The sequence below is a fragment of the Gordonia liuliyuniae genome (genome assembly GCF_021739025.1).
Lineage (GTDB): Bacteria > Actinomycetota > Actinomycetes > Mycobacteriales > Mycobacteriaceae > Gordonia > Gordonia liuliyuniae.
In genome coordinates, this window is record NZ_JAKKOT010000008.1 from 1 (window position 1) to 17,962 (window position 17,962).

Consider the following 17,962-nt stretch of genomic DNA (forward strand, 5'->3'; position numbering starts at 1 on the left):
GCCCTCCAGCGCCGATGGTACTGCACCCTAACCAGTGTGGGAGAGTAGGACACCGCCGAACTAAACCCGAGTTAGAGCCCCCAACACCACGTGTTGGGGGCTCTAACCCTATCTCGGCGCTTACCTCCACCTCGGCGCTACCTCTATCCATATGCCTGGAGGCGGTGGCACGACGAGAGGCCCGCCTTCCGGCGGGCCTCTCGTGTTTGTGAGTGTCGACGCGGGTCAGGTGAGAGCTGACAGCGCCGCCAGTCGTTCGTGCGCCTGGGTCATGATCGACTGCATCAGGTCGGCGCACGACGGTAGATCGTCGATCATGCCGACGACCTGACCCGACGCGAGGACGCCCGCGTCCGTGTTTCCCTCGACGAGGCCGGCCTTCAACAACATCGGCGTATTTCCTGCCATGATGATCTGCTGCCAGGTCCGCTCGCCGGACTTGCGCATCGACACACCGTCGCGGAGCATCGTCGTCCAGCGCATGCCGGTCATCTGCTTGAACTCGTTGGCGTTGCGGGCTGCGGCGACCAACGCTTTGGCCCGGGACCCGCTCTCAAGTGCATCCACCAGCTGGGTGCGGAGCACACGGTGCGGCATACCGTCGACCTTGGTGGAGACGACCGTGTCGTTCAACGTGCGTTCCAAGTACTCCTGCTTGACGCTGTCCGGAACAGCCGAGTCGGACGTCAGCAGGAAACGCGTGCCCATCGCGACCCCGTCTGCGCCGTAGCCCAGTGCCGCGACGAGACCGCGCCCGTCGAAGAACCCACCCGCCGCGATGACCGGTATCGACGTGTTTCCGGCGCCGCCGAGAGCATCGACGACGGACGGCAGCAGAAGCGTCGTCGCGACCGGCCCCGTGTGGCCGCCGCCTTCGCCACCCTGCACGATGACCGCGTCGGCGCCCCACGACGCGACCTTGACCGCGTGCTTGGCTGCGCCGATCGATGGCACCACGACGAGACCGTGGTCCTTGAGCTTGGCGATGAGCTCCTGTTTCGGAGCGAGAGCGAACGACGCGACCTTGACGCCTTCACGAATCAACAGGTCTACTCGCTCTGCGGCGTCGGTGGCGTCTGCACGGAGATTGACCCCGAACGGCCTGTCGGTCAACGACTTCGTCTTCTTGATCGCGAACTCGAGCTCGTCGTAGGTCATCGTCGCCGACGCGAGGATTCCGAGCCCGCCGGCGTTCGCGGTCGCCGCGGTCAGCGACGGCCCCGACACCCAGCCCATACCGGTCTGCACGATCGGGTACTGGACGCCGACCATCTCGGTGAAGCGGGTGCTCAAGGTCGGAGCGGTCACGACTTCACCTCGCGGTCACGGGCGCATTTCGGATCGATGACCTCGCGGATGATCTGGAGTTGCTCGGTGGTGGGCTCTGCGGTGACCGGCGCGGAGTCCAGTTCCGCGACGGGGAAGCTCGTGTTCTCGGTGACTTCGTCGGCCGTGACGCCGGGGTGCAGCGAGAGGGCGCGCATCGTGTGCTCGGGGCCGCCGAAGTCGAAGACTCCGAGGTTGGTGACCACGCGGTGGATGTTCAGCGAATCGAATGCAGGGTTGGCGCTGTCGACCTTATCGAAACCGACCCCGCACACGATGTCGACGGCGTCGACGAACACGCGCTTCGAGTGACGAGCGACCCAGTAGCTGGTCGGATGACCGAGCGTGTTGCCCGGTGCTCCGCGTAGGCCGAACATCTGTCGGGTCGGCTTCTGGAGCGGGCCGAACGCCGACAGGTTCTGATTGCCGAAACGGTCGATCTGGTTGGCCCCCATGACGACGTGGCGGCGTCCGCCGCCGATGACGTCGAAGACCTTCCGGAACGGCATCCAACCCTCCGCCGGTCCCGTCTTCCCGACCGCGGGGGTGTCCGCGAGGATGACGGCTTCACCGTCGGTGATGAGAAGATCGGGTTCGGTCGTCAACCGGGCCAGACGCGCACCGATCAACGGAGTCGTGGCCATCGGTGACGCCATGATCTCACCGGCACCGGTGAAGATGTCGGCGCACGAGGTGACGCAGTACTCGGCGCGGGTGATGTCGGTGATGCTCACTTGTTCTCCTCTTGCTCGGCGTGCCAGCGGCTCACTTCGTTCTGGTACGTCGCCTCGTCGACGTCGAGGAAGCGCTTGCGGAACGCCGTCCACGGCTCGTCGTCGGCGGCGGACTCGGCGTAGAAGCGCTGGAACGACTCGTCCCGCCCGTACTCTCCGGCGAAGGTGAAGTGGGCGCCGTTCGGGGCATGCACCACGCGGTCGACGTCCATCCGATTCAGCAGCAGACGCTCGTTGGGCACCTCGGCGACCAACTCTTCGGTCGAGACGATGCGGTCGGTCTCCAAGTAGCGGCGTTGCGCGGCAGCCATGTACATGTCGTCGAAGTACGGGTCGATTCCGGTGTAGCCTGCGTTGCCGTGCGCATCGGCGACGTCGAGGTGCACGAACGCGGCGTCCAAAGTCAGCGCGGGCATCGCGACCAACGTCTGAATGCGGCCGTCCGCGTCCGGGTACGGCGATTCGACGGTCTTGAGTTCGCCCTCCCAGAAGTCGAAGACCGCCGATCCGAGCCCGGCTCGGATCGGCATGAACGGCAGCCGGGCGGCCGCGGCCTGCAGGCCGCACTTGACCATGCCCTCGTCCATCTCGCGCGATTCGATCGCGCCCGCGGTGCGGGCCTTCGCGAACCACGGGTCGTAGAACGGTGCCGAATCGAGGGAGACGAAACCGTAGTAGGCGCGGCGGACCTTGTTCGCCGCGCAGAGCAGTCCGAGATCGGCTCCTCCGTACGTGACGATCGTGAGATCCTTGACTTCACTGCGTGCGAGCGCCCGGACCAGAGCCATCGGCTTACGCCGAGAACCCCATCCGCCGATGCCGATGGTCATTCCATCGCTGAGCTCAGCGACGACGTCGTCGAGTGAGCTCGTCTTGTCTCGAAAACCCATTCCTCAGTTCCCTTTCGGCTTGCCGGTGTCGACGAACGCATCGCGATGCTCGTCGGCCACGCCGGCCAGATTCAGTTCGTAGGTGTACCGCTGTTCGAGCAGGTAGCTGGTTTTCACATCGACCGGGTCGATGCCGTTGATCGCGGCCTTCGCGGCCCGGATCACCCGGGTGTCCTTGGCCGCGATCATGTCGGCGACTTCGAGCGCCGCGTCGAGCAGTTCATCGCGGGGGACGGCCCGATACACGGAGCCGAAGTGGACGAGTTGCTGCGCCGTGACGTTCTGCGCGGTGTAGTACAGCGTGCGCATCATGTGCTGTGGAACCAGACGGGAGAGGTGGGTGGCCGCCCCGAGCGCTCCGCGGTCGACCTCGGGAAGCCCGAACACCGCGTCGTCGGACGCGACGATCACATCGGCGTTGCCGACGAGACCGATGCCGCCGCCCACACAGAAGCCGTTGACCGCGACGATCACCGGGACCGCGCAGTCGTAGACGGCGGAGAACGCGGCCGCGCACCCCTTGTTGGCGGCGACGAGAGCGTCGAATCCCGACGTGGCCTGCATCTCCTTGATGTCGACGCCCGCGTTGAATCCCCGGCCTTCGGCGCGGAGGATCACGACGGTCGTCTCCGGATCGTCGCCGGCAGCGAGGATCTCGTCCGCCAGTTGGAACCAGGCAGCGCTCGGCAGCGCGTTGACCGGCGGGAAGTCGACGGTGACGGTGACGATGCCTGACTCGGTGCGGTTGGTGGTGATCGGCACACCTGCTCCTTACGTTCCGCAGTACCCAAGCAAATGCTTGCTTGTCCGGTAGACTAGCACCCATGAGTGAAACATTGCATGTGCCTGCCGATCTGGGGATCGCCGGCTCGACGATCCTGGTGACCGGAGGCGCTCGAGGTGTCGGAGCGGGAATCTCGGACGTGTTGGAGAGCCTGGGTGCGACGGTCGTGGTCTGTGCCCGCCGTGAGCCGGACGAGGCGGTCGACGGCCGCAGTTTCTATTCGTGCGACGTCCGTGACTCCGACGCGGTCGCGCAGATGATGGCGCAGATCGTCGACGAGCACGGCCGGATCGACGGGCTGGTCAACAATGCGGGCGGATCGCCGTTCGCCCTCGCTGCCGAGGCGTCGGATCGCTTCACACAGAAGATCCTCGAACTGAACCTTCTGGCCCCGATGATCGTCGCGCGCGCGGCGCGTACGGCGATGACCGCGCGCGGCGAGGGCGGCGCGATCGTCAACGTGTCGAGCGTCAGCGGACACCGGCCGTCGCCGGGAACCGCGGCCTACGGCGCGGCGAAGGCCGGCCTGGACAACCTGACGCGATCGTTGGCCGTCGAATGGGCGCCGTCCGTCCGGGTCAACTCGGTCGTCTGCGGGCCGGTCCAGACCGAACTGTCTCACCTGCACTACGGCGACGACGCTGGCCTCGACGCCGTCGGTCAGACCATCCCGATGGGACGGCTGGCGCTTCCGGCCGATGTGGGACGCGCGGTCGCGTTCCTTCTGTCGCCATTGGCGTCGTACGTCACCGGATCGACCCTCACGGTCGACGGTGGCGGTGAGAAGCCCGCGTTCCTCGCGGCGGCGAACGCCGCCAACGCGACGTGACCGAGATCGATGTGACTGGACCTCTGAGAAGAAAGTGATGGAACAAGTGAGCAAGACGAATGAAGGCCGCGTCGTCATCGTGACCGGCGCAGGCCAGGGGATCGGACGCGCGCACGCGTTGGCGTTCGCCGCCGACGGGGCGAAGGTCGTCGTGAACGACTACGCGGCCGACTCGGCCTCGGCGGTGGTCGACGAGATCGTCGCGGCAGGCGGCGAGGCCGTCGTAGCGGCAGGCGACGTCGCCGACTGGGAGACCGGTGCGGCGATCGTGCAGACCGCGGTCGACTCGTTCGGGCGCCTCGACGCGCTCGTCAACAACGCGGGCTTCCTCCGTGACCGCATGCTGGTGTCGTTCAGCGAAGAGGAATGGGACTCAGTGGTGCGCGTGCACCTCAAGGGGCATTTCGTGATGCTCCGCCACGCGGCCGCCTACTGGCGCGGTGAAGCGAAGGCCGGTCGGACTCCGCGTGCGTGCATCGTCAACACCTCGTCGGGTGCGGGAATCTTCGGGTCGGTCGGCCAGGGCAACTATGCGGCAGCGAAGGCGGCGATCGCCGAACTGACGATTCAGGCCGCCGCCGAACTCGGCGGATACGGGATCGTCGTGAACGCGATCGCGCCCTCGGCCCGGACTCAGATGACGATGGGCGCGGGCGATGCGATGGCCGCGCAGATGGCCGCACCCGACGACGGTTCGTTCGACGCGATGGATCCGGCCAACATCTCGCCGCTCGTCGTATGGCTGGCATCCGCCGAAGCCGGCGATGTCACCGGGCGGCTCTTCGAGGTGGAGGGCGGCACAGTCACGGTGCTCGACGCCTGGCAGCGCGCCGCCAGCACCGACAAGGGCGCCCGCTGGGAGCCGAGTGAACTCGGCCCGGTGGTGCGCGGGCTCCTCGCCGACTCGCCCGAGCAGGTCAAGGCGTACGGGGCGCGCTGAGCCAGGCGTGATGCCCGACTAGGGGCCGAACCTCAGGCGGTCGCGCCGGGGGCTCGGACAACCATCGGAACGCCGGGGAAGTACGCGGCGATCTCCGAGCGTGAACGGCGGAGTGCGGCGACGCCGTATCCGTGCTTCCGGTTCTCGGGCCGGATCCAGATGCGGACGTCCACTTCGCCGCCCGTGAGTTCACCGAAGACGATGCCGACCTTCTCGTCGTTCTCGACAGCGACCAGCCAGACCGCGTCCTCGTTGTCGACGCGGCCGACTCCCTGGGCGATCTCGTCGCCGATCTCGCCTGCAGGGGCACCCGAGCCGTCACCTGCGACGCCCTGCTCGGCGGTGCGCTCGGCGAAGATGTCGGCGTCGTCGTCCGCGGAGAAGGGGCGCAGGTCGAGCGTCTCGCCGGTGCTGGCCGGCCGTTCGGCAAGGGTGAATGTGATGGCCTTGTTGAGGTCGTCGAGTTCGCCCTGGTTCTTGCGGCGTTCGGCCTTGGTCAATTGATGCAGGGACATGTTGAGGACGGCTTCGGCTCCGAGCTTCGATTTGCCGAGCAGCTCGGCGATCGCGGTGGCGGCGGAGTCGCGGTCGTCGGCATCGACGATCGTGTCCAGAACCTCGTGTCGCCGCTCGAGAGCGGTGAGCAGTGCGTCAGTGATGTCACGGCGGGTGGTGGCCTGGTCCAAATCAGTCATGAACCGATCGTGGCACGACTTTCCGGTTACCGGCAGGTCTACCGATCGGTAATCTTCTGCGCCCGTTCCTACCGTGCGCGACAACGGGTTTCACGGAGCCCCTTCCACAAATCTAGAACACGTTCTAGTGTTGTCGTATGAGTGGAGATGAGACTGTCCTGTCCGCCGAACGACTGCTGCACAACCCAGTGCACCTCGGTGATCTGATGGTCGCGGCGCTCAAGCGTCACGCGAACAGCCCGGTGCTGCAGATCGGTGGAACTGAACTGACCGGCCGCGAGATGGCCGATGCCATCACGCGTTATGTGCAGGCGTGCGAAGGTCTGGGGTCGGGCACCGGGACGGCCGTCGGATTGCTCGCCCTGAATCGTCCCGAAGTGTTGTTCGTCGTCGGTGCCGGCCAGACCCAGGGGTGGCGCCGGACGGCGTTGCATCCGCTCGGTTCGGCCGACGACCACGCGTACGTCTTGTCCGACGCCGGTGTCAGCACGCTGATCATCGACCCGGTTCCGATGTTCGTCGAGCGGGCCGTCACGTTGCTGGAGAAGGTCGACTGCCTCACCCAGGTCCTCACGCTCGGTCCGGTGCCGCCCGAGTTGGCCGACGTCGGAGTCGACCTGATCGCGGCCGCCGACCGCTGTGCGCCGCGGCCGCTGTCGGCGAAGGTGCTCGACCCCGAGCATGTCGTCTCGATCACGTACACCGGCGGCACGACAGGCAAGCCGAAGGGCGTGATCGGCACCGCGCGCGCGATGTCGACGATGACGCAGATCCAGCTCGCCGAGTGGGAATGGCCCGAGCGTCCCCGCTTTCTCATGTGCACGCCGCTCTCGCACGCGGGCGCGGCGTTCTTCGTGCCGACGCTGATCAAGGGCGGCACCATGCTGGTGCTCGGCAAGTTCGATCCGGCAGAAGTGCTCGAGACCATCGAACGCGAGAGGATCACCGCGACCATGCTGGTTCCGTCGATGATCTACGCGCTCATGGACCACCCGGACTCACGTACGCGTGACCTGTCGTCGCTGGAGACCGTCTACTACGGTGCGTCCGCGATCAACCCGGTCCGGCTCGCCGAGGCGATCGACCGGTTCGGGCCGATCTTCGCGCAGTACTACGGCCAGTCCGAGTCGCCGATGGTGATCTCCTACCTCCGAAAGGACGAGCACGACGCGGCCAGGCTCGGCAGTTGCGGCAGGCCGTCGGCGTTCCTGCGGACCAAACTCGCCGGACCGGACGGCGAGCCCGTCGCCCAGGGCGAACCCGGAGAGATCTGCGTGTCCGGGCCGCTCCTGGCCGGTGGCTATCTCGGGCTGCCCGAGCAGACCGCCGAGACGTTCGCGGACGGATGGCTGCATACCGGCGACGTCGCGCGGGAGGACGAGGACGGATTCTGGTTCATCGTCGACCGCACCAAGGACATGATCGTGACCGGTGGGTTCAACGTGTTTCCCCGTGAGGTCGAGGACGTCGTCGCCGAGCATCCGGCCGTCGCTCAGGTCGGTGTGATCGGGGTGCCCGACGAGAAGTGGGGCGAAGCGGTCACCGCCGTCGTCGTGCTGCGGTCCGACACCGGTGAGTCCGACGACACCAGGGATCGGATCATCGAGGAGATCCAAGCGTCGGTCAAGGAGCGCAAGGGCGGCGTACAGTCGCCGAAGCGAGTCGTCTTCGTCGATTCGCTGCCGCTCACGGCTCTCGGTAAGCCGGACAAGAAAGCTCTGCGCGCTCAGTTCTGGGAGGGTCTCGAGCGCTCAGTGGGGTGATCGCGAGATCACAAGAAGAATCGTGTTGCACAACGGTCGCCTCACGGCCGTTGTGCAACACGATTCGTCTGTCAGGCGGGGTCGCAGATGACGACCGGGATGGTTCGCTCCGTCCAGGCCGCGTAGGTGTCGAAATCCGCATAGAGTTCGACGAGGCTCGGCCACAGCTTGGTCCGCTCGGCATCGTCCGCGATCCGGGCCGCGTAGTCTCCCTCGTCCGAATCGATCTGGATCCTCACCGACGGGTCGGCCTTCAGATTGTGGTACCAGGCGGGATTCGCAGGCAGGCCGCCCTGCGACGCGACGAGCACGATGGACTCGCCGTGTCGCAGGTACAGCAGCGGAACGGTGCGCGCCTCGCCGGACTTGCGTCCAGTGGTCGTCAAGAGGCAGACCGGCACGGGTTTGCGCATGGCTGCACCGACCCTCCACCGGTTGCCCAGGCGTCCGCCGGTCAGTCGATACAGCCTCGTGTTCAGCCGCGACCCGTACTTGATGACTCGCCCGACGGCCGACGAATCGAGTTGCGACGGCCGGTTGTTCGGATCCATCGGGTCAGATCCGCTCGAGGATGGTCGCCGTCGACAAGGCGCCTCCCGCGCACATCGTGACCAGAGCGTGCTGAGAGTCGGTGCGCTCGAGTTCGTGCAACGCGGTCGTGATCAGCCGCGAACCGGTGCTGCCCACCGGGTGGCCGAGTGCGATCGCGCCGCCGTTGACGTTCACCTTGTCCATGTCTGCGCCGTGCACCTGCGCCCAGCTGAGTACCACGGATGCGAACGCCTCATTGATCTCGACGACGTCGATGTCGCTCAGGCTCATCCCGGTCTTGGCGAGCACACGCTCGGTGGACTGCACCGGACCGTCCAGATGGTAGTACGGCTCGGCCCCGACGAGTGCCTGGCTCTTGATGCGCGCGCGCGGACGAAGGCCGAGTTCGCGCGCCTTGTCCTCGTCCATGATCAGCACGGCAGCGGCACCGTCGGAGACCTGCGACGAAGTCCCGGCCGTGTGGATGCCGCCCTCGATGACAGGTTTGAGTCCCGCAAGCGACTCCAGCGTCGTGTCGCGCAGGCCCTGGTCACGGTTCACGTCGAGGGTCTGCCCGGTCAGCTCGCCCTCGCGGGTGCGTTCGGGCGCCTTGACCGAGAGGACCTCGCGGTCGAAGCGGCCCTCCTCCCACGCGCGCTTCGCGTTTGCCTGCGACCGCACACCGAGCGCGTCGACGTCGGCGCGGGTGATGCCGCGCCGCTTCGCGATGCGTTCGGCCGCCTCGAACTGGTTGGGCATGTCGATGTCCCACGACTCGGGCCGGCGGGGTCCCGCGTCGGTGCCGACGTTCGCGCCGAGGGGCACATGAGACATCGCCTCGATGCCGCACGCGATGCCGATGTCGATCGCGCCCGACGAGATCAGTCCCGCCACAAGATGGTTCGCTTGCTGCGCGGACCCGCACTGGCAGTCGATGGTGGTCGCGCCGGTCTGCCACGGCAGTCCCGCGTGCAGCCATGCGGTGCGTGTGACGTTGTTGCTCTGTTCGCCGACCTGCATCACCGCGCCGCCGACCACCTGCTCGACGAGAGTCGGATCGATGCCTGCCCGTTCGAGCACCCCTACCTGGGCGGCGCCCAGGATCTCGGCCGCGTGCAGACCCGACAGCCACCCGTTCCGCTTGCCGATCGGCGTGCGAGCCGCTTCGACGATTACCGGTACACCCATGCCACAGTCCTCTCGATGATAATTTTCATTGAAACTAGAACAAGTTCTTGTTCACGTCTATCCAGTGTGGCAGAGTGTGATCTACGACAAATTGTAACGGGTTCTCGTTTTGAGACGAAGCCCGCGACCTTTGAAATGAGGTGATGACGTGACCCAAGCGCAGAGCGTTGAGGCAGGTGCGTCGCAGGAATCTGCGGGCAGTTGCCCGTTCATGCATCAGGAGGGCTGGGATTTCACGAGCCCAGACCTGTTGGTGCATGGAATCCCGATGAAGGAGTTCGCCGAACTCCGCAAGACCGCTCCTGTCTGGTGGAACGCACAGCTCCCCGGCAAGGGTGGCGGCTTCCATGACGGCGGCTACTGGGTGGTGTCGAAGCTCGACGACATCCGTGAGATCTCGAAGAACGCCGACGACTGGTCGGCGAACGAGAACGGCGTCATCATGCGGTTCGAAGACGACATGAACCAGGAGCAGCTCGACGTCACCAAGGCGCTCCTGATCAACCACGATCCGCCGGAGCACACGCGTATGCGCAAGATCGTCTCGCGGGCGTTCACCCCGAAGGCGGTCCACGCTCTGGAGGAGAAGCTCGACGAGGCGGCACGCCGCATCGTCTCCGAGGCCGCCGCAGCGGGCAAGGGCGACTTCGTCGAACAGGTCGCCGTCGACCTGCCTCTGCTCGCGATCGCCGACCTGCTCGGCGTCCCCGAGGAGGATCGCGCCAAACTGTTCCACTGGTCCAACGCGATGATGAACTACGACGACCCGGACTTCGAGCCGGACCCGCTGACCGCCAACATGGAGATCCTCGGCTATGGGTACAACATCGCCGAACAGCGTCGTAAGTGCCCGGCCGACGACATCATCACCACGCTCACCGAAGCCGACATCGACGGCCAGGCCCTTGACGAGACCGAGTTCGGGTTCTTCTTCATCCTGCTAACCGTCGCGGGCAACGAGACCACCCGGAACGCGATCTCGCACGGCATGAACGCCTTCCTCGACAACCCCGACCAGTGGGAACTGTTCAAGAAGGAGCGGCCTGCAACGGCCGTCGACGAGATCGTCCGCTGGGCGACTCCCGTCAACTGCTTCCAGCGGACCGCCAAGCGAGACACCACTATCGGCGGCGTCGAGATCAAGCAGGGGCAGCGGGTCGGCATGTTCTACGGCTCAGCCAACTACGACGAAGACATCTTCGACGACCCGTACTCGTTCAACATCATGCGCGACCCCAACCCGCACGTCGGATTCGGCGGAAACGGCACGCACTTCTGCATCGGCGCCAACCTGGCCCGCATGGAGATCAATCTGATGTTCAACGCCATTGCGGACCTCGTGCCGGACATCACCAAGCTGGGCGCCCCCGACCGTCTCCGCCACGGCTGGATCAACGGCATCAAGGAACTTCAGGTCGACTACGGAACGAAGTGAGGGACGATGGCTGACGAGGTACCGTCGTATCTCGACCTCGACCGGGAGAATCATCCGGCAGTACTCGCCGGACGGCGTTCCCGCGACGCTGTGCAAGCGCGCGACAAACAAGCGTGGCTCGCCAACTTCGCTGCCGACGCCGTAGTCGAAGACCCGGTCGGTCCATCGATGTTCGACGAAGAGGGTGTCGGACACCGCGGAGCCGAAGGGCTGTCCGCATTCTGGGACAAGACCATCGGTACCACGGAGAAGCTCGACTTCGTGTTCGACAAAGAGATCATCTGCGGCAACGAAGTGGCGTATGTGGGCAAGATCGTCACCCACATCGCAGGGCACATCTCCGAAGCGAACGGGGTCTTCACGTACAAGGCCGACAGCAACGGCGACCTGGTGGCGTTGCGGGCATTCTGGGAGGTCGGGGAGACGGTGGCATCTCTCCGCCCCGCGTGAGATCCGCTCTACGACAACGAGCCCGGCGACCTTCCAGGTCGCCGGGCTCGTTGTCGTTGGTCTACTTCTTGAAGCGTTTGGCGACGTGAGAGTCGACAGAGGCCACGCCCTGGTCGGCGATGGCGATGGCGATCAAGCCCGCGATGAGGGCGAGGGGGAGTTCGTAGCCGCCGTCAGACGCCCAGAATCCGGCATCGATGTGGGCGATGAAGATCGCTCCGATCATGTCGAAGATCAACAGCAGCGCGACGAGCGGGACGGCGATGCCCGCGATCAAGGCGATACCGCCCGCGAACTCGAGGATCGCGGCGACCCAGGCCGACAGGGTCGGAGCCGGAGCGCCCATCATCTCGAAGCCCGCGGACGTCGCGTCCATGCCGTTGACGAACAACTTCTGGCAGCCGTGCGCGAGAAAGATGATGCCGAGAATGATGCGGGCGACGGTCGTCGACAAGCCCTGCGCGTGCTTGAGCGGGTTCATGTGCGGCTCCTGGAGGATGGGCGTTCGGCGTAGAACGCTCGGGTGAACGGACTACATGATCGAACCACTTACCTTTCGTAAGTGCAAGCGGGGGCGTACATTGATGCTGTGTCCGAATCCTCCGTGCTGCCCTACGACGTGTTCGCCAAGAAGTGCCCGTCGCGGCAGGTCTTCGAGCACGTCACCGGCAAGTGGGGCGCGCTCGTGCTCGGAACGCTCGGCACCGGCCCGCAGCGTTTCGGCGAGATCCGGGCGCAGGTCGAGGGCATCAGCGACCGAATGCTCACCCAGACCCTGCGCACTCTGTGCGACGACGGACTCGCCGTGCGGGCCACGGCGTCGCCCGCACACCCCGTCTACCAACTGACCGACGCGGGGCAAGTCGTCGCCGACGCCGTTCGGACGCTGATCGTCGCGGTAGAAGCCGCGATGACCAGCGGTGCGGGCGCCTAGAAGCCCAGACGAGAAGAGCCCAGACGAGAAGAGCGGAGGCGAGACCAGGTCTGCGCTCCGCTCTCCTCGTATGAAGGGGCCTTACGGCTTGTCGGACCCCACGACCCACATCGAGAAGTACTGCGAACCGCCACCGTAGGCGTGGCCGAACGCCTTGCGGGCGTCCGGGACCTGGTGGTCTCCAGCCTTGCCCATCACCTGGATCGCGGCCTCGGCGCAGCGAATCATGCCAGAGGCGCCGATCGGGTTGGACGAGAGCACGCCGCCGGAGGCATTGACCGGCAGCTTGCCGCCGATCGCGGTCTCGCCTGCCTCGGTGAGCTTCCAGCCCTCGTATTCGGGCATGAAGCCGAGGTTCTCCAGCCACATCGGCTCGAACCAGGAGAACGGGACGTAGATTTCGGCGGTGTCGATCTCCTCGAGCGGATTCGTGATGCCTGCGGCCTTCCAGAGTGCCGCGGACGCGTCGCGACCTGCCTCCGGACTCACAACGTTGCGGTGCGAGTACGAGAGCGGTTCGGTGCGCATCGCCGTCGCATGAATCCACGCGACCGGGCGGCCGTCGGCGACGGCGTCGTCGGCCGCGGCCTCGTCGCCGATCACGACTGCGCAGGCCCCGTCCGACGACGGACACGTCTCGTCGAACCGGATCGGATCCCACAGCATCTGCGAGGCGAGGACCTTGTCGACGGTGATGTCGGGCTGCTGCAAGTGCGCCAACGGGTTGCGTGAGCCGTTGAGACGATCCTTGGTAGCGACCATCGCGCCGATGTGGTCCGGCGCCTGCGAGTTGTTGATGTATGCGCGGACGTGTGGAGCGAAGAATCCACCCGCGCCCGCTCCGACCGGCATCGTGAACGGAACCGGGATCGACAGCGCCCACATGGCGTTCGACTCGGACTGCTTCTCCCACGACAGCGCCAACACTCGTCGGTGCACGCCGCTGGTGACCAGCGATGACCCGACGACGGCTGTGGACGCGCCGACCGATCCGGCGGTGTGCACGCGGATGAGTCGCTTCCCGACGGCTCCGATCGCCTCGGCCATCGCGAGTTCGGGCATCATCGACCCCTCGAACAGGTCGGGAGCCTTGCCGATGACGATCGCGTCGATGTCGTCCAGACTGACTTGTGCGTCGTCGAGCGCCCGGTCGATCGCTTCGCGGCACATCCCGGCCATCGTGACGTCGTGTCGTTTGGCGACGTACTTCGTCTGCCCCGTGCCCAGCACGGCGGCGCGATTGCGGCCCATCAGTTCTCGCCTTCCAATGTGAGCACCATGTTCTGTTGCAGCAGTGGCCCGCTCGTCGCGTGCGCCAGCGCTGTGCGCGCCTGCCCGGTGAGGATCGAGTGCGCGGCGTAGCCGATGCGCTGCAGTCCTGCGGAGAACAGTGCGTGGCCGCCCATCACTCCGCCGGACGGGTTGATCTGCGTGTCCTCGCCGATGCCGAGTTCGCGGCGCACGATCAGCTCCTGATGCGTGTACGGCGCGTGGATCTCGGCGACGTCGACGTTGCGGTCGCGGTCGCCGAATGCGGTGTCTGCCGCCAGCTTCGTGGACGGGGACCGAGTCAGGTCGCGCGAGCCGAAGTTGGGGGTGTCGATGCGGTGATCCCACCCGGTGACCCACGCGGGATTCTCGACGAGCTCACGTGCGCGTTCCTCGCTGGCGAGGACGACTGCGGCTCCGGCGTCGGCGTACGGGGCGATGTCGCTCTGGCGCAGCGGATCACGGACGTAGTCGGCGGCCAGTAGATCGTCGACCGACGACCCGCCCGCGCGTGCCGCGACGGCGGCCATGTCCGCTTCGGTCCATGCACCGGAGTCGATCCCGGCGCGGGCTTGGAGGCCGGCGAGCGACGGCGCGTCCGGCCAGAGGGGCGCCACCGTGTACGGGTCGGTCTGGAGCGCGAGGACCTGGTCCATGTCGCCTGCGGACGACTTGCCGAAACCGTAGGCGAGCGCGATGTCGACCTCGCCGGTCGCGATCTTGACCCAGGCCTCGTACAGGGCCCACGCCGCGTCCATCTCGACGTGCGACTCGTGGATCGGGGGGACTGCGCCGATGGCGTCGATCGCCGAGATGAACGAGAACGCTCGTCCGGCGAGATAATCGGACGACCCGCTGCACCAGAAATCGACGTCGGTGCGGGTGAGGCCGAGGTCGGCGTACACCTTCTGGAAGCAGGGGATCAGCATCTCGACGCCGTTTGTGGTGCCGGTGCTTTCGGGGACGTTCGCGCTGTGGGCGAACCCGACCACGGCGATCCGCGGAAGACTCGTGCTCATGTGTCGACTCCTCTCTCTGGTCACAGGTGGTTTCGGTACGACTCGAAGTCGGCGTCGGCCTCGCCGCTCGGAGCGAAATGGCTGACGTTGCGCAGGGTGTGGTCCCATTCGGCTTCCGGCCGCCAGACCGCCTTGACGCGCATGCCCATTCGAACGTCCTCGGCGGGGGTGTCGAGGATCAGATGCAGGAACGGGATGTCGGAGCCGTCGAGGAGGATGTAGGCGGCGACGTACGGGGGTTTGATCTGCTGCCCGAGGAATGGCACGTTGACGATGCAGAACGTCGTGATGGTGCCGGTGTCGGCGAGTTCGACGCGCTCGACCGTTCGCGAACCGTCGGCGGGGCTCACGACGCGCGGCGGGAAGTAGACTTCGCCGGTCTCGACCCGGCCGCCGTACAGCTTGCCCGCCTTGAGTCCCTCCAAGTACCAGGACTCGTTCTCGGTGGCGACGTGCACGACGGTCATGCCGATCGGGGTGGTGATGACGACGTTGCCTGTCTCGTCGGCGATCGACTCCCCGTCGGCCGGGGACGCCGCGACGGGGGTGTCGCCGAGCGCGAAGTGATCGATGTCGTCGATCCGTCCGGTGCGGACCTCGCGCCAGACGGCGTGTACCCGGGCGCCGGTGCTCACCTGGTCGGGGGAGTCGGCCGCGACCGCGTGCAGCATCGCGGTGTCGGCGCCGTCGAGGCGGACCAACGCCCATGCGAACGGTTCGTCGAGTGGTTGGGTCTGGGCCGGATGCGGCTGCCACGACCAGGTCTCGATCGTGCCGACCGACGCGACCTCGACGATGTCGGTCGTGGCGGCGCCGGTGGTCGGGTCGTACTCGGCGGGTGGCACCGTCACCCGGCCGTCGGATCCGCGGCTGCCGACGATGCGGCCGTCGCGCAACGCGAGGGCGAACTGGGACAGCACGGGGCCGAGGGACCGCGTGTAGTCGAAGGAATTGGTCAGGTCCGCGGAGAGGATTGGCGACTCCGGAACGGGCACCGACACTTCGGGGCTCGAATGTTGGGCACTAATAGTCACCCATCAAATAGAACACGTTCTAGTATTGACGGCAAGGGTTCTGACGAAAGGTGCGCGAATGAGACTCGGACTACAGCTCGGCTATTGGGGAGCCGGTCCCATCGAGAACGCTGCCGAACTCGTGGTCGCAGCCGAGCGTGCGGGCTTCGACTCCGTGTTCACTGCGGAGTCGTGGGGCTCGGACTGCTACACCCCGCTGGCCTGGTGGGGTTCACAGACTTCGCGTGTGCGGCTCGGCACCGCGGTGGCCCAACTGTCGGCGCGGCCTCCGACGTCGTTGGCGATGGCCGCGTTGACGATCGACCACCTCTCCGGCGGACGCCATGTGATCGGCCTCGGCGTCTCGGGTCCGCAGGTGGTCGAAGGCTGGTACGGCCAGCCCTTTGGGAAGCCCCTCGCCCGCACGCGCGAGTACGTTCGCGTAGTGCGTGAGGTTCTGGCCCGGGAAGCGCCGGTGACCAGTGACGGGCCGCATTATCGGCTCCCGCTCGTCGGCGGGGACGGCGTCACCGGTCTGGGCAAGGCGTTGAAGCCGATCACGCACCCGCTGCGCGCCGACATCCCGATCTGGTTGGGCGCCGAGGGGCCGCGCAACGTCGCGCAGACCGCCGAGATCGCCGACGGGTGGCTCGCAGTCTTCTACACGCCGCGTCTGGCCGACATGTTCAACGGCTGGCTCGACGAAGGGTTCGCGCGGGCGGGCGCTCGCCGGAGGAGGGGAGACTTCGAGATCGCCGCCAACGCGCAGTGCGTCATCACCGACGACGTCCCGGCCGCCATCGAACGGTACCGGCCGTCGACCGCGCTGTACGTCGGCGGCATGGGTGCGGCGGAGAAGAACTTCCACGCAGATCTATACCGCCGCATGGGATACGGCGATGTCGTCGACGAGGTCGGTCGTCTGTTCCGATCCGGCCGGAAGGCCGAGGCGGTGGCCGCGGTGCCCGACGAGATGGTCCGCGAGACCATGCTCGTCGGCACCCGGGAGGAGGTCCGAGACCAGATTCGCGTGTGGGAGGCCGCAGGCGTCACGACCCTGATGGTCACCGCCCGGGACGTGGACACGATCGGCGAGCTGGCCTTGCTCGTCTGACCCGTCAGCGGGGCTCCGGCGGCGAGATCACCTCCCGTGCGGTCGCGGCGACCGAATCACGCAGCCACCGCCGTGGCGTCCCGCCGGGCAGATGCCTGCGCACTGCCCCGTATGGCAGATCGACCAACGCGTACATCGCGCGGTCGAACTGTTCTCGGCCCGCCTCGCCGAAGTGGCGCCGAGTCCAGTCGGCCAGTGCGGCCCGCGCTGCGGCGTTGTGCTCACGAAGTTCATCGATGACGGGTTGTGTTGCACGGCGGCCGATCTCGCCCTCGTTGAAGGTCAGCAGCAGTCGTGCCCTGTCGGGGTTCGCGGCGCACCAATCGAAGATGTACGCGATCGCATCGTCGGCTGCGGCAGTGGTGTCGTCGTGTGCCAGGGCGTCGACAAGGCCCGACTGGAACTCGACGATCGTGCGGAGCCAGAGTCGTGCGAGGATCTCGTCGCTGCCCGCGAAACGGTGGTACACCGAGCCGGACGGTGCCCCGCTGGCTCGCGCGACGGCGGTGGCGGTGACTGCGGCCGGGCCGTCGTCGAGTGCGATCTGCATGGCGGTGTCGAGCAGGTCGTCGGTGGAGAACTTCGGGCGGCGCCCCATTTCAGCCTCTCCGCTCGGTCAGGAGGTCGGCTCGGTGGCCAGGACGGTGCCCTGTGCGACCGCGCACAGCTTCACTGTGCCTTCGTCATCGACCATTTCGATGCGGCAGCGGGTCGTCGCCTTGCGGCGACTCGAGTGGACGAGTTCGGCCGTCGACCGTACGACCGCGCCGTCACGGCCTGCTGATACGTAATCGATGCTGAATCCGCTGGTCAGTACGTTCGGGCCGAGACCGAGCGCGGCCGCGTACGTGAGGCTGTTGTCGGCGAGGTAGGCCAGCACGCCTCCGTGGATGAGGCCGAACTGCTGGCGCAAGCGATCGTTCACCGGCACCTCGAGGACGGCGATGCCGTCCCCGAAGGATGCCAACCGTGCGTCGAGCAGTGCGCTGAACGGTTGGGCCTCGAGGACCTGACGGGCGAGTTCGAACTCCATGTAATAGAGGTTTGT

20 protein-coding genes are annotated in these 17,962 nt (G+C 66.5%); 7 read left to right on the forward strand and 13 right to left on the reverse strand.

Features of this window, described 5'->3' with window-relative positions:
* Positions 1-225: 225 nt before the first annotated feature.
* From L5G28_RS17210 to L5G28_RS17225, 4 genes are read right to left on the reverse strand one after another with little or no spacing between them, the layout of a single operon-like run.
* Positions 226-1,308 (reverse strand): NAD(P)H-dependent flavin oxidoreductase, encoded by a 1,083-nt coding sequence (locus L5G28_RS17210; protein WP_308191991.1) that lies wholly within the window; start codon positions 1,306-1,308, stop codon positions 226-228.
* Entirely contained in the window at positions 1,305-2,060 is a 756-nt protein-coding gene (locus L5G28_RS17215) for a CoA-transferase subunit beta (RefSeq protein WP_237002604.1), read from the reverse strand. Before L5G28_RS17215 ends, L5G28_RS17210 begins: the two co-directional genes overlap by 4 nt.
* Entirely contained in the window at positions 2,057-2,950 is an 894-nt protein-coding gene (locus L5G28_RS17220) for a CoA transferase subunit A (RefSeq protein WP_237002605.1), read from the reverse strand. The genes L5G28_RS17215 and L5G28_RS17220 overlap by 4 nt, the downstream gene beginning before the upstream one ends.
* A gap of 3 nt (positions 2,951-2,953) precedes the next feature.
* Positions 2,954-3,712 (reverse strand): enoyl-CoA hydratase family protein, encoded by a 759-nt coding sequence (locus L5G28_RS17225; protein WP_236998807.1) that lies wholly within the window; start codon positions 3,710-3,712, stop codon positions 2,954-2,956.
* Positions 3,713-3,774: 62 nt separating this feature from the next.
* Between L5G28_RS17225 and L5G28_RS17230 the strand changes: the two genes are divergently transcribed.
* Positions 3,775-4,563 (forward strand): SDR family oxidoreductase, encoded by a 789-nt coding sequence (locus L5G28_RS17230; RefSeq protein ID WP_237002606.1) that lies wholly within the window; start codon positions 3,775-3,777, stop codon positions 4,561-4,563.
* 37 nt (positions 4,564-4,600) lie between these two features.
* A complete protein-coding gene (locus L5G28_RS17235; protein ID WP_237002607.1) occupies positions 4,601-5,503 on the forward strand; it encodes an SDR family oxidoreductase in 903 nt (300 codons plus the stop codon).
* A 32-nt stretch (positions 5,504-5,535) separates the two neighbouring features.
* Here the strand turns inward: L5G28_RS17235 and L5G28_RS17240 are convergent, their stop codons facing one another.
* Positions 5,536-6,198, reverse strand: coding sequence for a GNAT family N-acetyltransferase (locus L5G28_RS17240; protein ID WP_236998810.1), 663 nt, complete (start codon positions 6,196-6,198; stop codon positions 5,536-5,538).
* Positions 6,199-6,335: 137 nt separating this feature from the next.
* Between L5G28_RS17240 and fadD8 the strand changes: the two genes are divergently transcribed.
* Positions 6,336-7,961: a fatty-acid--CoA ligase FadD8 gene (fadD8, locus tag L5G28_RS17245; RefSeq protein ID WP_237002608.1), complete on the forward strand. Its 1,626-nt coding sequence runs from the start codon at positions 6,336-6,338 to the stop codon at positions 7,959-7,961.
* Positions 7,962-8,032: 71 nt separating this feature from the next.
* Here fadD8 and L5G28_RS17250 read toward each other — a convergent pair whose 3' ends face one another.
* Positions 8,033-8,512: a nitroreductase family deazaflavin-dependent oxidoreductase gene (locus L5G28_RS17250; protein WP_237002609.1), complete on the reverse strand. Its 480-nt coding sequence runs from the start codon at positions 8,510-8,512 to the stop codon at positions 8,033-8,035.
* A 4-nt stretch (positions 8,513-8,516) separates the two neighbouring features.
* Positions 8,517-9,680 carry a steroid 3-ketoacyl-CoA thiolase gene (locus L5G28_RS17255; RefSeq protein WP_237002610.1) on the reverse strand — a complete coding sequence of 388 codons (1,164 nt, stop codon included), beginning with the start codon at positions 9,678-9,680 and terminating at the stop codon, positions 8,517-8,519.
* Positions 9,681-9,828: 148 nt separating this feature from the next.
* Here L5G28_RS17255 and L5G28_RS17260 point away from each other — a divergent pair, with 148 nt between their 5' ends.
* Both L5G28_RS17260 and L5G28_RS17265 read left to right on the forward strand, forming a co-directional pair.
* Positions 9,829-11,115 (forward strand): cytochrome P450, encoded by a 1,287-nt coding sequence (locus L5G28_RS17260; RefSeq protein WP_372477252.1) that lies wholly within the window; start codon positions 9,829-9,831, stop codon positions 11,113-11,115.
* Positions 11,116-11,121: 6 nt separating this feature from the next.
* On the forward strand, positions 11,122-11,565 hold the full coding sequence (locus tag L5G28_RS17265) for a nuclear transport factor 2 family protein (protein ID WP_237002611.1): 444 nt from the start codon (positions 11,122-11,124) through the stop codon (positions 11,563-11,565).
* A 61-nt stretch (positions 11,566-11,626) separates the two neighbouring features.
* Here L5G28_RS17265 and L5G28_RS17270 read toward each other — a convergent pair whose 3' ends face one another.
* On the reverse strand, positions 11,627-12,046 hold the full coding sequence (locus L5G28_RS17270; RefSeq protein ID WP_237002612.1) for a DoxX family protein: 420 nt from the start codon (positions 12,044-12,046) through the stop codon (positions 11,627-11,629).
* 108 nt (positions 12,047-12,154) lie between these two features.
* Here L5G28_RS17270 and L5G28_RS17275 point away from each other — a divergent pair, with 108 nt between their 5' ends.
* The gene (locus tag L5G28_RS17275; RefSeq protein WP_308191992.1) at positions 12,155-12,499 is read left to right on the forward strand and encodes a winged helix-turn-helix transcriptional regulator; all 345 of its coding nucleotides are present in this window, start codon (positions 12,155-12,157) and stop codon (positions 12,497-12,499) included.
* Between the two features lie 81 nt (positions 12,500-12,580).
* Here the strand turns inward: L5G28_RS17275 and L5G28_RS17280 are convergent, their stop codons facing one another.
* Genes L5G28_RS17280 through L5G28_RS17290 form a run of 3 tightly spaced genes read right to left on the reverse strand, consistent with a single transcriptional unit; the run spans position 12,581 to position 15,821 of the window.
* Complete coding sequence (locus L5G28_RS17280; RefSeq protein ID WP_237002613.1) at positions 12,581-13,750, reverse strand: thiolase family protein; 1,170 nt, start codon at positions 13,748-13,750, stop codon at positions 12,581-12,583.
* Complete coding sequence (locus L5G28_RS17285) at positions 13,750-14,787, reverse strand: thiolase family protein (protein WP_236998817.1); 1,038 nt, start codon at positions 14,785-14,787, stop codon at positions 13,750-13,752. Before L5G28_RS17285 ends, L5G28_RS17280 begins: the two co-directional genes overlap by 1 nt.
* A gap of 20 nt (positions 14,788-14,807) precedes the next feature.
* Complete coding sequence (locus L5G28_RS17290) at positions 14,808-15,821, reverse strand: Zn-ribbon domain-containing OB-fold protein (RefSeq protein ID WP_237002614.1); 1,014 nt, start codon at positions 15,819-15,821, stop codon at positions 14,808-14,810.
* Positions 15,822-15,879: 58 nt separating this feature from the next.
* Between L5G28_RS17290 and L5G28_RS17295 the strand changes: the two genes are divergently transcribed.
* A complete protein-coding gene (locus L5G28_RS17295) occupies positions 15,880-16,914 on the forward strand; it encodes an LLM class F420-dependent oxidoreductase (protein WP_237002615.1) in 1,035 nt (344 codons plus the stop codon).
* A gap of 4 nt (positions 16,915-16,918) precedes the next feature.
* Here the strand turns inward: L5G28_RS17295 and L5G28_RS17300 are convergent, their stop codons facing one another.
* Both L5G28_RS17300 and L5G28_RS17305 read right to left on the reverse strand, forming a co-directional pair.
* Positions 16,919-17,512 (reverse strand): TetR/AcrR family transcriptional regulator, encoded by a 594-nt coding sequence (locus tag L5G28_RS17300; protein WP_237002616.1) that lies wholly within the window; start codon positions 17,510-17,512, stop codon positions 16,919-16,921.
* An 18-nt stretch (positions 17,513-17,530) separates the two neighbouring features.
* On the reverse strand, positions 17,531-17,947 hold the full coding sequence (locus tag L5G28_RS17305) for a PaaI family thioesterase (RefSeq protein WP_237002617.1): 417 nt from the start codon (positions 17,945-17,947) through the stop codon (positions 17,531-17,533).
* Positions 17,948-17,962 lie beyond the last annotated feature (15 nt).

Excerpts from the sequence above, each read along its gene's own strand:
- L5G28_RS17220 (WP_237002605.1), bottom strand. The coding sequence starts at position 2,950 with ATGGGTTTTCGAGACAAGACGAGCTCACTCGACGACGTCGTCGCTGAG.
- L5G28_RS17230 (WP_237002606.1), top strand. The coding sequence starts at position 3,775 with ATGAGTGAAACATTGCATGTGCCTGCCGATCTGGGGATCGCCGGCTCG.
- L5G28_RS17235 (WP_237002607.1), top strand. The coding sequence starts at position 4,601 with ATGGAACAAGTGAGCAAGACGAATGAAGGCCGCGTCGTCATCGTGACC.
- L5G28_RS17240 (WP_236998810.1), bottom strand. The coding sequence starts at position 6,198 with ATGACTGATTTGGACCAGGCCACCACCCGCCGTGACATCACTGACGCA.
- fadD8 (WP_237002608.1), top strand. The coding sequence starts at position 6,336 with ATGAGTGGAGATGAGACTGTCCTGTCCGCCGAACGACTGCTGCACAAC.
- L5G28_RS17250 (WP_237002609.1), bottom strand. The coding sequence starts at position 8,512 with ATGGATCCGAACAACCGGCCGTCGCAACTCGATTCGTCGGCCGTCGGG.
- L5G28_RS17255 (WP_237002610.1), bottom strand. The coding sequence starts at position 9,680 with ATGGGTGTACCGGTAATCGTCGAAGCGGCTCGCACGCCGATCGGCAAG.
- L5G28_RS17265 (WP_237002611.1), top strand. The coding sequence starts at position 11,122 with ATGGCTGACGAGGTACCGTCGTATCTCGACCTCGACCGGGAGAATCAT.
- L5G28_RS17270 (WP_237002612.1), bottom strand. The coding sequence starts at position 12,046 with ATGAACCCGCTCAAGCACGCGCAGGGCTTGTCGACGACCGTCGCCCGC.
- L5G28_RS17280 (WP_237002613.1), bottom strand. The coding sequence starts at position 13,750 with ATGGGCCGCAATCGCGCCGCCGTGCTGGGCACGGGGCAGACGAAGTAC.
- L5G28_RS17285 (WP_236998817.1), bottom strand. The coding sequence starts at position 14,787 with ATGAGCACGAGTCTTCCGCGGATCGCCGTGGTCGGGTTCGCCCACAGC.
- L5G28_RS17295 (WP_237002615.1), top strand. The coding sequence starts at position 15,880 with ATGAGACTCGGACTACAGCTCGGCTATTGGGGAGCCGGTCCCATCGAG.
- L5G28_RS17300 (WP_237002616.1), bottom strand. The coding sequence starts at position 17,512 with ATGGGGCGCCGCCCGAAGTTCTCCACCGACGACCTGCTCGACACCGCC.
- L5G28_RS17305 (WP_237002617.1), bottom strand. The coding sequence starts at position 17,947 with ATGGAGTTCGAACTCGCCCGTCAGGTCCTCGAGGCCCAACCGTTCAGC.